The 13,554-nt window shown below is 33.3% G+C and carries 14 protein-coding genes; 13 read left to right on the forward strand and 1 reads right to left on the reverse strand.

Annotation, left to right across the window (positions count from 1 at the left end):
• Positions 1 to 91 precede the first annotated feature (91 nt).
• Both lysA and D2K62_RS00475 read left to right on the forward strand, forming a co-directional pair.
• On the forward strand, positions 92 to 1,390 hold the full coding sequence (gene lysA / locus D2K62_RS00470; protein WP_117160710.1) for a diaminopimelate decarboxylase: 1,299 nt from the start codon (positions 92 to 94) through the stop codon (positions 1,388 to 1,390).
• Positions 1,391 to 1,405: 15 nt separating this feature from the next.
• Entirely contained in the window at positions 1,406 to 1,843 is a 438-nt protein-coding gene (locus D2K62_RS00475) for a peptidylprolyl isomerase (protein WP_112181225.1), read from the forward strand.
• Positions 1,844 to 2,010: 167 nt separating this feature from the next.
• On the opposite strand, the gene D2K62_RS00480 is transcribed toward D2K62_RS00475, so the two are convergent.
• On the reverse strand, positions 2,011 to 2,919 hold the full coding sequence (locus D2K62_RS00480; RefSeq protein ID WP_117160711.1) for a DMT family transporter: 909 nt from the start codon (positions 2,917 to 2,919) through the stop codon (positions 2,011 to 2,013).
• A gap of 145 nt (positions 2,920 to 3,064) precedes the next feature.
• Here D2K62_RS00480 and D2K62_RS00485 point away from each other — a divergent pair, with 145 nt between their 5' ends.
• The 11 genes from D2K62_RS00485 (at position 3,065) to D2K62_RS00535 (ending at position 13,552) form a co-directional block, all read left to right on the forward strand.
• Positions 3,065 to 4,840, forward strand: a complete 1,776-nt coding sequence (locus tag D2K62_RS00485) for an ABC transporter substrate-binding protein (RefSeq protein WP_117160712.1) — start codon at positions 3,065 to 3,067, stop codon at positions 4,838 to 4,840.
• 335 nt (positions 4,841 to 5,175) lie between these two features.
• On the forward strand, positions 5,176 to 5,526 hold the full coding sequence (locus tag D2K62_RS00490) for a GNAT family N-acetyltransferase (RefSeq protein ID WP_112181223.1): 351 nt from the start codon (positions 5,176 to 5,178) through the stop codon (positions 5,524 to 5,526).
• 147 nt (positions 5,527 to 5,673) lie between these two features.
• Positions 5,674 to 6,414 carry a segregation/condensation protein A gene (locus D2K62_RS00495; protein ID WP_117160713.1) on the forward strand — a complete coding sequence of 247 codons (741 nt, stop codon included), beginning with the start codon at positions 5,674 to 5,676 and terminating at the stop codon, positions 6,412 to 6,414.
• The gene (scpB, locus tag D2K62_RS00500) at positions 6,411 to 7,001 is read left to right on the forward strand and encodes an SMC-Scp complex subunit ScpB (RefSeq protein ID WP_112181221.1); all 591 of its coding nucleotides are present in this window, start codon (positions 6,411 to 6,413) and stop codon (positions 6,999 to 7,001) included. The genes D2K62_RS00495 and scpB overlap by 4 nt, the downstream gene beginning before the upstream one ends.
• Before the next feature lie 115 nt (positions 7,002 to 7,116).
• Positions 7,117 to 7,977 carry a superoxide dismutase gene (locus D2K62_RS00505; protein WP_117160714.1) on the forward strand — a complete coding sequence of 287 codons (861 nt, stop codon included), beginning with the start codon at positions 7,117 to 7,119 and terminating at the stop codon, positions 7,975 to 7,977.
• A gap of 93 nt (positions 7,978 to 8,070) precedes the next feature.
• Positions 8,071 to 8,973, forward strand: coding sequence for a D-alanyl-D-alanine carboxypeptidase family protein (locus D2K62_RS00510; RefSeq protein WP_117160990.1), 903 nt, complete (start codon positions 8,071 to 8,073; stop codon positions 8,971 to 8,973).
• Positions 8,974 to 9,564, forward strand: coding sequence for a nucleoside recognition domain-containing protein (locus tag D2K62_RS00515; RefSeq protein ID WP_112181219.1), 591 nt, complete (start codon positions 8,974 to 8,976; stop codon positions 9,562 to 9,564).
• Positions 9,561 to 10,094, forward strand: coding sequence for a spore maturation protein (locus D2K62_RS00520; RefSeq protein ID WP_112181218.1), 534 nt, complete (start codon positions 9,561 to 9,563; stop codon positions 10,092 to 10,094). The genes D2K62_RS00515 and D2K62_RS00520 overlap by 4 nt, the downstream gene beginning before the upstream one ends.
• 104 nt (positions 10,095 to 10,198) lie before the next feature.
• On the forward strand, positions 10,199 to 10,945 hold the full coding sequence (locus D2K62_RS00525) for a pseudouridine synthase (protein ID WP_112181217.1): 747 nt from the start codon (positions 10,199 to 10,201) through the stop codon (positions 10,943 to 10,945).
• Positions 10,946 to 11,075: 130 nt separating this feature from the next.
• The gene (locus tag D2K62_RS00530; RefSeq protein WP_117148827.1) at positions 11,076 to 11,792 is read left to right on the forward strand and encodes a response regulator transcription factor; all 717 of its coding nucleotides are present in this window, start codon (positions 11,076 to 11,078) and stop codon (positions 11,790 to 11,792) included.
• A complete protein-coding gene (locus tag D2K62_RS00535; RefSeq protein ID WP_117160715.1) occupies positions 11,792 to 13,552 on the forward strand; it encodes an ATP-binding protein in 1,761 nt (586 codons plus the stop codon). The genes D2K62_RS00530 and D2K62_RS00535 overlap by 1 nt, the downstream gene beginning before the upstream one ends.
• Positions 13,553 to 13,554 lie beyond the last annotated feature (2 nt).

Here is a 13,554-nt window from a genome sequence, read left to right on the forward strand (position 1 = left end):
TCATCGTATAAACTGGCAAGGGATTTTTATTTTTTTCAGCTAGATTGATGAAAAGAAGCATATTTTCTGAAGGATTGTGGAGGTGTATTTGATGCAAGAGCTTAAAGATATAGATATTCAAGGTCATTTAACAATCGGAGGCGTCGATACCACATATTTAGCGAAAAAATATGAAACCCCTCTTTTTGTATATGATGTTGAAAAAATCAGAGAGAATGCACGTGCTTTTGTCGACACTTTTGCTCGTTTAGGTGTAAATGCTCAGGTTGCATATGCAAGTAAAGCCTTTTCATCTATTGCTATGTTACAAGTTGCTAAACAAGAGAATTTAAGTTTAGACGTTGTATCACAAGGGGAATTGTATACAGCCTTACAAGCCGACTTTCCTACTGAGAAAATTCATATGCATGGGAATAATAAAAGTGTAGCTGAATTAGAAATGGCTGTTAAACATGACATCGGCTGTATTGTCATTGACAATTTTCATGAAATTGATTTGTTAAAAGAAATATTAGCAAACTATCAAAGTGAAATGGATGTACTTATTCGTGTGACGCCAGGTATTGAAGCACATACACATGACTATATTCTTACTGGTAACGAAGATTCAAAATTCGGATTTGATTTAGCAAATGGACAAGCGGAAGAGGCATTTAGAAAGTTACAAGAAATTGACAGTATGCATGTTAAAGGGCTACACTGTCATATAGGTTCGCAAATATTTGAAACAGATGGTTTTGTTATGGCAGTACGTCGTTTATTTGATTCATTAGCTAGCTGGAAAAAAAACTATGACTACACTCCAGAAGTATTAAATTTGGGTGGTGGTTTTGGAATTCGTTATACTGATGAAGATGAACCTCTACAACTAGATGGTTATGTTAATGCACTTGTTGATGAGATTAAACAACAAGTTGTCAAACATGACATGGACTTCCCAGAGATATGGATTGAACCAGGTCGTGCGATTGTTGGCAATACTGCAATAACACTTTATACAGTAGGTTCAAAAAAACAAATTCCAGGTGTGCGAGACTATATTGCAGTCGATGGAGGAATGACAGACAACATTCGACCTGCACTTTATCAAGCCAAGTATGATGCTATTCTTGCAAATAAAGCGAATGTACCAGCTTCTACAACCGCGTCCGTTGCAGGAAAGTGCTGTGAATCAGGCGATATGTTATTATGGGATGTTCCATTAGCAAATGCAGAACCAGGCGATCTTCTTGCTGTTTTTAGTACTGGTGCGTATGGCTATTCCATGTCTAGTAATTATAATCGTTTTCCAAAAGCAGCTGTAGTATTTATTGAAAATAAACAAGATAAACTTGTCATTCAGCGCGAGACCTATCAAGAAGTTAGTAAAAATGACTTATCTTACGAATAATTAGGAGGAATAAAGATGAAACAAGCAACAATTGAATTTGAAAATGGCGAAAAAATAGTAATTGAAATGTATGAGGAAGCTGCTCCTAATACGGTAGCAAACTTCGAAAAATTAGCAACTAGTGGTTTTTATGATGGTGTTGTATTTCACCGCGTAATACCTGGTTTCGTTGCACAAGGTGGGGATCCAACAGGAACAGGATCAGGTGGACCTGGTTATGCTATTGCTTGTGAAACAGAAGGTAATCCGCATAAGCACAAAGCAGGATCGTTATCAATGGCTCACGCAGGTAAAGATACTGGTGGAAGTCAATTTTTCTTAGTACATGAGCCACAACCTCATTTAGACGGTGTTCATACTGTTTTTGGACAAGTAATAGAAGGTATGGATGTTGTTTTACGTATTAAACAAGGTGACGCTATGAAAACTGTCACATTTGCTGAAAAAGAGTAAGTTCTCGATTAAATAATTTTAAAAGACATATAAAGATATGATTTCCATTTTACTATGGGAATCATATCTTTTTTAAGTTCTTATTGGGGAGAATCAACTCCTTGTTCGATTGATAAATAAAACGTGCATAAAGACGTACTACTAGAGTTACAATTTAAACCATTCAGTTAAGAATTAGAAGCCTTTTTATATGTATCGATAGACTTATCTTTGTTGGTTTTTCCTAAAGATAATAAAAGAATTGAAAGTATTAAAACTATTGCACCTAATACATTTTGAATGGTTATTTCAATTGGGAAAAACGGAAATGATATTGTAGCAAGTAATAACGGACTGAATGCTCTGGTTACATTAGCGATCGAGAAACGTAAGTGTTGCAAAGCTTTATATAAGAAAAGCGTTCCCAAAAATCCAGTTAAAAGTGAAGATGTAATTATAAAACTTACTCCTGTTATTGAATAATCAGAATTTAAAAGATCTCCTGTTATAGTTGCGTAAAGTAAAACAAATATGAGGGTAATACAATTGTTAGTAAATAAAATAGAATTTGAATCTCTTTCTTTAGACATAGTTTTTTTAATGAATATGTTTGTTAATGCGAAGAAGAACGTATATATAACTGCAAATAAACTACCTAATATATTTGAATCAAAATCTCCACCTCTATTAACAAATAAAAAAGCTCCTAAGATTGCCAGAGTTATAAATATTACTTCCTTTTTACTTAGTCTCTCTTTTAGTATTAAAACGGATAATATCACAGCAAATACAGTATAAAACCTTCCAATAAACCCTATTTCAACTGGAGAAAGTAAATTTGTACTTAAAAATAAAAAGATAACCCCTATTGAATTGAATAAAGCTAACATCATTATTTCCTTTTCAACATAGAAATTCACCTTCCTATGTTGTATTACTCCCAATAGATAACTTGCAATGATAACAGTTATAGTGTTAATAACAGATGCTTGAGCAGGGGAAATCTCCAATAAACCAAATTTTGATAATAATGGCCCGACCGCCATCGTGATAACAGAAACTAGATTGAAAAAATGACCTTTTTGTAATCCTCCCATTCATCAAACCTCCCCCAAATTTATATCTCACTAATGTATAAAATTTACAAAGTCCGTAATTATAATTATACTTACTAAAAGGAGAATAAAAAGTGAAAGTTAATGATTGCAATTTCACCTTTTATAGTAGGGGGAACGTATAATCATGAAGCTTATAGAACACTATTTTCATCTTTTTGCTAAGTACTCACAGTTCGTAGCGTTTCAAGAGGTCAAATTAACCAGAAGTGAGATTAGTAAAGAGTTACAATGCTCAGAAAGAACTGTAACCAATATCTTGAATAAGATGGCTGATAAAAAGTGGATAAATAGAAATAAAGGAGAAGGAAGAGGGAATGCAACCACAATAATCTTTTTAGTAACTATTGAAGAAATGTTTGATTACTTTGAAGACCAGTCACCTGATTATGATGAAATTATTAGGCTAATATCTTTGTTTGAAAATAATGATTTATATAATGAGATTGAGCAAGTCTTTTATGGTATGATTCTCAAACTTTTTGGACTGAAAGTTGATAATGTAACAAAGGAGAATGAAAATAAAAATGATTATGAACACTTAAAAATTCCATATTTTCGTATTTATAACTCATTAGATCCTGCTGTTGTTGAAAGGGAATCGGAAAGGCACATTGTAGAACAAATTTTCAATACATTAGTTACTTACAGTAAGGAAAGTGAAAGCATAGTGCCAAGTATATCGCATTATTGGGAAGAAAATAATGAGGGGAAGGAATGGACTTTTTATATAAGGAAAGGGGTTAATTTCCACAACAATAAAAACCTTACTTCAAAAGATATAAAATTTAGTTTTGAGAGGCTTGGTAATACACCATCAAAATGGATAATTAGGCATCTGAAAAGTATAAGCTGTATAGGAAGTCACGTTATACGATTTGAATTTTCACAGTCTATGTATAATTGGGATATTCTTATATCCTCCCCCAAGTGCTCCATTGTTCCTGAAGATTATGGTGGTAAAACAAAAGAAATATTTGCTGAAGTTCCCATAGGTACAGGACCTTTTATGATAGAAAAACATGATGAGACATTATTAAATCTAAAAGTTCATCCTACTTATTTTAAGGGTAGGGCCTACCTTGATGAAATTACAATATTTATATTACCAACTATTGAGAAATATTTTAATGCTAATAAAATGAAGCGGGAACCTCTATTTTATATTCCATTTTCGTTAGAAAAAGATAGTGATGATGGATATAATCACGTTCGAAGAAATCATCTATCAACTAAGTATCTTATGTGGAATATGAATAAAAAAACTATTAGAATAAATCATTTATTAAGGAGAAGGGTATCATCAATGATCAACAAAGATAATATGGTTAGGGACTTGGGGTATCCAAGATTTAAAAAGGCAAATTCATTTATAGATCAAGAAAATGATGATTCTTCTAATTCTTGGATTTATCAAGACACTAAGTACGATGAATCTTTAACTTTAATGACATATGAATTGACTCCTAATGAAGATGATATTAATTGGATACAGACTGAATTAACCAAATACGGTATAAAACTTGATATTATTCAAGTGCCATATTCAAGTTTTATAGAAATGTCAAAACAAGCAGATTTAGTTCTATCTGGTTTTCTTTCTGAAAATTCAAGAGAGGTTTCTGTATATAATTTATTTCTATCTGAGAGTAGTGTGTTTTCTGAATTATATAATTTAGAAGAGAAGGTTTATAAGTTTTGTGATAAAGTTATGAGGGAAAAACGACAAGAAAAACGTTTTGAATTGCTAAAACAGTTAGAAGAAAAATTGATTGATCAAGATATAATTATACCGTTATATACTACGTTTCAAAAAGCTCTAATTCATAAAAAATTAATGGGGATATCTCTGAGTTCAATTGGATTAGTTCCGTTTGATAGATTATTCTTCCGAAAGAATTAGTACATTGAATTTATAAAAAAAGTTACTAATTGACCACTATTGTTAAGCTGAAAGCTACTTCTTAAAGTGTTAATCACTCCATACTTAGTTTAGTCTTTGTCGTTTTATTTAAGCTTGAAATTATGGATATTTTATAACAATTGCTAGCAAAATCATGACAATCATTAAAAAAAGTAGTATGATCAATATGTGCAAAAAAATAATATATTAGAATAAAGTTTTGAAAACACTTTAAATAGCACAGATATAATAAAAGTTTTAAGAACTTAATGGAACCTTTTGAGGACTGGTAACGTTATACTATATAATAAGTTCTTAAATAATGAGGGGTATATATGTTAATTCGTTTTAAAAAATCACTAGAAAAGATTGCTATGGGACTATTGTCTTTTATGCCGGAAGAAAAAGATGTTAAAAAATTACAACAAACAATTAAGGAATACGAGAACAATGATAATTGGCATTTATATTTGTGGAAAGAAGAAGATGTTTTAGGAGCAATTGGTATATATGTGGATGAAGAATTTGGTAAGGTTATCATTCAGCATATCTCAGTTAATCCTTCACACAGAAATACAGGTATAGGCAAGAAAATGGTGAATGGTATTAAAGAACAATATAGTGAGAAATATCAAGTATGTGCCAATGACTTAACAGAAGAGTTTTTAACCAAGTGTGATTCTTAAAGTTTTAAAGCCAGCTCCTTATGAGCTGGTTTTTACTTTTTTTAGAGAGAATTTATAGAATCGGGCATTTTTAGTTGTACTATATGCTAAAATAATAATTTAAGATCAGTGTAAATACGGCGATATAGAAAAAAGGGGAAGGATTCTATGCAACAATCCTATCAAGTGAAATTGGATACTTTTGAGGGTCCATTGGATCTTCTTTTACATTTAATTAATCAATATGAAATAGATATCTATGATATTCCTGTTTCAAAAATAACAGAGCAATATATGCACTATATTCATACAATGCAACAGCTTGAATTAAATGTTGCTAGTGAATACTTGGTGATGGCTGCTACATTATTGGCAATGAAAAGTGGACTACTTTTACCAAATCAAGAATTAGATATAGAAGAGGAATATGAAGAAGATCCACGCGAGGAATTAATGCGTCGGTTAATTGAGTATCGGAAGTATAAGGAAGCTGCTAGTCAACTTCAAGATAAAGAATCAGATTTAAGTTATAGCTTTACAAGACCTGCTCAAGTTATAGCGTTTAAAAAGAACCAAGAAAAAGTTAGTACGAAAGGTGATCTATCTATTTATGATATGCTTGCAGCAATGCAAAAAGTATTTGATCGCAAAAAATGGAACCGGCCTTTAGAAACAACAATTCAGCGAACGGAGATACCAATTAAACAGCGAATGGAAGAGGTTTTAACTCAATTACAAGATCATAGATTAGGTGTTTCATTTGATGCATTATTTGAATATCCATCACGTTCTCATATAGTTGTGACATTTATGGCTGTACTAGAGCTAATGAAAGATAAAAAAATCTATTGCAAACAAGAAACACATTTTGATGCATTGATTATTTATAGCATGGAGGATAACGCGTGAAACTTAGAAATTATAAAGCAATTTTAGAAGGATTATTATTTGCCACTGGAGATGAAGGTTTAAGTAAAAAACAAATAAAAGCTGTATTAGAAACTGATCTAGATACAGTAGAAGCTATCATTCTTGAATTAAAGCAAGATTACGAGCAGATAGAACGTGGTATTATGCTTGTTGAGTCTAAAGATACATACCATTTGGCAACGAAACCAGAGCATACAATTTATTATCAAAAATTGCTGGAATCTCCACACACTTCAAAGCTTTCGCAAGCAGCACTTGAAACGTTGGCCATTATTGCTTACAACCAACCAATTACTCGTACGGAAATTGAGGACATACGCGGGGTTAAAAGTGATCGTGGTGTTCAAACTCTGCTATCTAGAGCACTAATTGAAGAGGTTGGACGAAAAGATGGAATTGGAAGACCAGTAATGTTTGGTACATCCGTTGACTTTTTAACTTACTTTGGATTAAAGTCAATAGAAGAATTACCACCATTACCAGAAAGTGTGAATGAATCAGATGTAAGTGAAGAAGCAGATCTATTTTTTGAGAATTTTGAAGCAAAAATGAATCAAATAGATTAAGAGAAGTAGCGCATTTATGTGCTACTTCTCTTTTTTAAAAGAATAAGAAAGCATATGTAGTTATTGTTGACACCAAAACTTTGTCTGTATCATAGGCTACGTTTGAGGTGATTTGATGGAGAAGAACACAAAAGCTTATCTAAATGACTTGTTACAGTGGTCTGATGAAGTGGAAGAATTGGCACTGCAAAGCAATGAAGATAGACAAGAATTATCAGGTTGGGAAGATTGGAAAATACAATTAGAAGAAGGATTGCAAGAGCGAAGTATTGCTGAACAAGAAATTATGTATTTAAGAGATCAAGCGGAAATTTTCGCACGACGTTTAGAGGGAAATACGAATAACGGTCCGGTTCCAATAGGAAAACATAAACTACCACCATTACCATATGATTATGATGCGCTTGAACCGTTTATTTCAGAAAAAATAATGCGGTTACATCATGATCAGCACCATAAGTCTTATGTTGATGGATTAAATAAAGCGGAAGTAGCCATTTATCAAGGAGATTCCAATAATAAGATGTGGAAACATTGGTTTAGAGAGCAAGCCTTTCACGGTTCTGGTCATTATTTGCATACTATTTTTTGGTTTAACATGAAACCAAATGGAGGAGGAAAACCGAAAGATAACACGATGCTTGCTAAACAAATTAATAAAGATTTTGGTTCCTTTAAAAATTTCAAACGAATTTTCACAAGTGGTGCAGGGTCAGTTGAAGGAAGTGGTTGGACATTGCTTGTGTGGTCTCCTCGATCACAGAGATTAGGGATCCAAACAAGAGAAAAACATCAACATTATGCATTAGCGGATAGTATCCCTTTACTAGTACTTGATGTATGGGAACATGCTTATTATTTACAATATGAAAATGATCGCAATGCTTATATAAATGCATGGTGGAATGTAATTGATTGGGAGAACGTTAAAGAAAGGTTTGAAGAAGCGAAACAGATAACTTGGAAGCCGTATTAAGAAGATCCTGTAATTGTTTCAAGTCATATGCTCGTCCTTTCTGCATAAGATTATAGAGAAAGTATGTAGAGAGGGTGTAAAAACTTGAAACCAATGCTGCTATTTATAATCGGTTGTATTTGCTTCATAACAATTATTCCTGAAAATGTTGAGGCTAATCCTAGTGTAACAGCTCGTAATGCTATTTTAATGGACCAATCAAATGGTGATGTTCTATATGAAAAGGCCGCTACTGATCCAGAGTTGATTGCCAGTATAACGAAAATAATGACTGCCGTATTAGCTATTGAATCTGGCAAAATGGAAGAGACTGTGACAATTAGTCATGAAGCTGCTTTCACAGAGGGTTCCTCTATCTATTTGAAGGAAGGAGAGAAAATAAAATTAAAAGACCTTGTTTATGGATTAATGTTGCGTTCTGGAAATGATGCGGCAACAGCAATTGCTGAATACGTTGGTGGTAGCGTAGAAGGGTTTTCTTATTTAATGAATGAGAAAGCAGTTTGGTTAGGAATGGAACAATCACATTTTGATAATCCTCATGGTTTAGATTCGGAATCACACTATTCAACAGCATATGATATGGCTTTATTAACGAAACATGCTATGGAAAATGAACAATTTGTTACGATAACTGGTGCCCAAGCATATCATTCGGATCAACGTACTTATGCTTGGGGAAACAAAAATAAGTTACTAACCACTTATTACTCTTATACAATTGGTGGAAAGACTGGTTATACAAAGGCCGCTGGAAGAACACTGGTATCTGTCGCTAAAAAAAATGATGTAACATTAATAGTAGTGACATTAGATGATCCAAATGATTGGCAGGATCATATTCGTTTATTTGATTGGGGATTTGAACAATATGATGTATCATCAAGTACCAGTTTATTGCAAGACCAATTAGCAGGAGGAACGCAAAGTGAAAAACAGGAGAACTTCATAAAAACTGTTTTTACATTTTTTAATAAAATGGTCGGTGCGATGTAGATGGTTAATTACATTTGGGCTGGCATGTCGATTATTGGAATCATTTATGCAATGATTAACGGAACTATGGATCAGGTTAATGAGGCAATTTTTTCAAGTGCATCAGAAGCGGTGACATTATCAATTGGATTAATCAGTGTACTAGTCTTTTGGCTTGGCTTAATGCGCATTGCAGAGAAAGCAGGTATTTTAAGTAAACTATCTGCATTTTTCAAACCATTGGTAACAAGGCTATTTCCAGATATACCGAAAGACCATCCGGCAATGGGGTATATTCTTTCAAATTTTATTGCGAATTTATTTGGGCTAGGAAATGCGGCTACACCAATGGGAATAAAGGCAATGAAAGAAATGAAGTTACTTTCAAATTCGGATAAGGCAAGTCGTTCGATGATCACTTTTTTGGTGATAAACACATCCAGTTTAACGTTAATTCCGACAACTGTAATCGCGATTCGAATGCAGTACCAATCGGCTGCCCCAACAGAAATTGTGGGTACGACAATAATAGCTACGCTAATCACAACGTCATTCGCCATTATAATTGATCGATTATTTTATTTGAAAAGGGTGAGTAAAAACAAAAAATGAACACCATTACATTAATCAGTGCATGGATTATACCGAGTATGGTGATGATTGTGTTAATTACTGCTACAGTAAAAAAACTCCCTACATACGAACTATTTGTTGAAGGTGGAAAAGAAGGAGTTAAAACGGCGATTTCGTTACTACCATTCCTCTTAGGGATGATTGTATCAATTGCTATCTTCCGCAGTTCAGGAGCATTGGATGCATTTATTACCTTACTAGAACCAGTTTTATCATTTTTAGGCATCCCTAGTGAGATAGCACCTTTAGCATTTACAAGGCCAATATCTGGCACAGCAGCATTAGCGATTACTGCAGAACTAATCAAGATATATGGGCCGGATTCCTTTATTGGAAGACTTGCTTCTACGATGCAAGGCAGCACAGATACGACGTTTTATATTATCACTGTCTACTTTGGTGCAGTAGGTATTCATAAAATGGGTGATGCATTAAAAGTTGGACTAATAGCAGATTTTATTGGTATAATAACATCAATTATAGTTGTATCAATTGTATTTTCACAATAAAAGCGTTAACGCTACTGTTAACGCTATTGTTTTGTTGAGCTTTTTCTGTCAAAATAACAATACAAAACAAGTTATTAAAAATCGAATGAAATTATGGTGATATTATGTCAAATAAAGAAGAACGTTTACAAAAAGTGATTGCACACAGTGGAGTTACTTCAAGAAGAAAAGCAGAAAAACTTATCGAGGATGGAAAAGTAACAGTTAATGGAAAAAAAGTTAAGAAGCTTGGAACAAAAGTAACACCAGATGATCAAATTGAAGTAGAAGGTTTACCACTTGAAAAGGAACAGCCTGTCTATTATGTCGTATATAAACCTAGAGGCGTGATCTCTAGTCTGAAAGATGATAAAGATCGAAAAGTACTTACAGACCTCATTCCATTCTTAAAAGAACGTGTTTATCCTGTAGGTAGATTAGATTATGATACTTCTGGTATTATTTTGCTGACAAATGATGGAGATTTTGCTCAATTATTAATGCACCCGAGTCACGAAATGGATAAAGTATATGTTGCCAAAATCGAGGGTATACCATCAAGAGAAGCTATTAAAGAATTGAGAAAAGGTGTTAAATCTGAAGGTGAAGTTTTAAAAGCTATTCATGCTAAAATTTTATCAACCGATGAACAAAAAAACACCGCTATAATGGAACTAGTCCTGCATCAAGGTAAAAATCGCCAAGTAAGAAGAATGTTTGAGGGGATTAATCATCCAGTTAAAAAACTTAAACGAGAGCGTTATGGATTTTTGACGTTGCAAGGTTTACAGCCAGGTGATTACCGTGAATTAACTCCACATGAAGTCAAGCAGCTTCGTAACGAAGCAATGCAAGTAAAAACAAAAGAGTAACTTTATTTTTAAAATAGAAAAACCTATGTGTTTATTGCGAAATATGTTGAAATAATAACTTTTTTATTCAACTGACTAAATAAATAGAGAAGATTAATTAATGCAGGGGTAGGAGAAAGGGGTATTTGATATGGATGAAAACAATAAGATACTCGTGATAGAAGATGAAGAAAGAATTAGGCGATTATTAAAAATGTATTTAGAAAGAGAAGGTTATATTGTCGACGAAGCTGATGATGGTTTTCGAGGTCTCGAATTTGCGATTGAAGAAGACTATACATTAATTATATTAGATTTAATGCTTCCAGGCCAAGATGGTATTGAAGTTTGTAAAGGTATTCGTGAAAAGAAAACGACACCTATTATCATGTTGACAGCTAAAGGGGAAGAAGCAAATCGTATAGAAGGCTTTGAAGTGGGGGCAGATGATTATATTGTTAAACCATTTAGTCCTAGAGAAGTAGTACTTCGAGTAAAAGCATTGTTAAGAAGGTCATCCTCCATACCGGTATCCAATCTAGATAAAACAGCAAAAGATATACTTGAATTTCAACATATCTTAATAGAAAATGATGCACACCGTGTGTTAGTAGAAGGAACTGAAGTTGGATTAACGCCAAAGGAATATGAATTACTCCATTTCTTGGCTAGTTCACCTAATAAAGTCTTTGAACGTGAACAACTTTTAAAAGAAGTTTGGAAGTACGAATTCTTTGGTGATTTACGAACTGTAGACACACATGTAAAACGTTTACGTGAAAAGTTAAATAAGGTCTCAACAGATGCAGCGAAAATGATTGTGACGGTGTGGGGAGTAGGCTACAAATTTGAAGTAGCTGATGCCTAATGTTTTGGAGAAGTGTTGTATTTAAGCTCTGGGTAACTTTTTTAATTGTTATCTTTGTTGTGTTAGCAATTATTAGTTTTTTTCTTTTGGAGTTTTTTGAGGGTTATCATGTAAACCAAGCAGAAGAAGAATTATTGGATACTGCCAATAAAGTGTCAACATTGCTAAGTGAATATGAAGATCAAGAACTTATTGAAAGAATGATAACTATAATTAAAGATCCTGCAAGTAGGATTTTTATTGTAGAAAATGAAGAAGAAAGTTGGATATCGGAAAGTACGGATGAAACACTTCCACTCATAACTAAAGAATGGTTATTTAACAAGGAGGATTATAGATCTGTTTACTTTAATAACAATGTGGTAAAGACAGAAACAACGCTAGATGATGGTACCCAAGTTTTGTTGGTAGGTACTAGGTTAACTGATCAAGTAGGAGCAGTTTATGCTTATCAATCAAGTAATGTTGTTGCTGCCACTACAGAACAGACTACACGTATCATTCTCTTAGCAGCTGCAATTGCTATCGTGTTAATGACTATTTTTGCATTTTTTCTATCAACACGAATAACAGCACCCTTAATTCAAATGCGTAAAGCAGCTTCAGAATTAACAAAAGGTGAATTTCGTACGAAGGTACCAATTTTAACACATGATGAAATTGGTGAATTAGCTATGGCATTTAATCGAATGGGTAGGCAACTCAATTATCATATTGATGCATTAAGTCAAGAAAAGGAACAATTATATAGTATTTTACGATCAATGGCTGATGGTGTTATCACATTAAATCGAGTAGGAGATATTATTGTTTCTAATCCACCTGCTAATAAATTCCTAGAAGACTGGCGTTATGAGCTAGATATGGAAGATGAAGAAACATTACCACATGAAGTGAAAGATCTTATGCAAGAGGTAATAACAATTGAATCTGAGTCTATGCGTGAAGTGTTTATTCAAGGACGTAACTGGGTTATGATCATGTCTCCGTTATACGATCAGACAAAAGTACGTGGAGTCGTTGCTGTTATTCGTGATATGACAGAAGAACGAAAAATGGACAAGTTACGTGAAGAGTTTATTGCAAATGTATCGCATGAGTTACGTACGCCAATTTCCATGCTTCAAGGATACAGCGAGGCAATAGTGGATGATATTGCTGAATCGAAAGAAGAAAAAAATGAATTAGCGCACATTATCCGAGATGAATCGTTACGAATGGGTAGATTGGTCAATGAACTACTTGATCTTGCAAGGATAAAAGCAGGACAAATTCAATTAAATAAAGAACTAATAGAAGTAGAGTTATATTTAGATCGAATTATTCGAAAGTTTAAAGGTCTATCTAATGAAAAACAAATTACTTTAACATATTCTATTACTAATAAAGAATTGCTATTATTATTTGATCCGGATCGGATGGAACAAGTCTTAACTAATTTGATTGACAATGCAATTAATCATACACAAGAACAGGGTGAGATTGTTGTTGGTGTAGAAGAACAAAATAAGAAAGTACGTTTTACGATCAAGGATAACGGATCGGGTATTCCACAAGATGACTTACCGTTTGTATTTGAACGATTTTATAAAGCAGATAAATCAAGAAAAAGAAAAGCTGGAAAGAAAGGTACAGGTCTTGGTTTAGCGATTGCCAAAAATATCGTGGAAGCACACAGAGGGAATATATCTGTTCAAAGTAAGCAATCAGAAGGTACTACTTTTACTTTTGAGCTTCCCAAAAGTAATGGTGAAGAGTAAAC

The sequence above is a fragment of the Paraliobacillus sp. X-1268 genome, from assembly GCF_003426095.1.
Classification (GTDB): Bacteria; Bacillota; Bacilli; order Bacillales; family Amphibacillaceae; genus Paraliobacillus_A; species Paraliobacillus_A zengyii.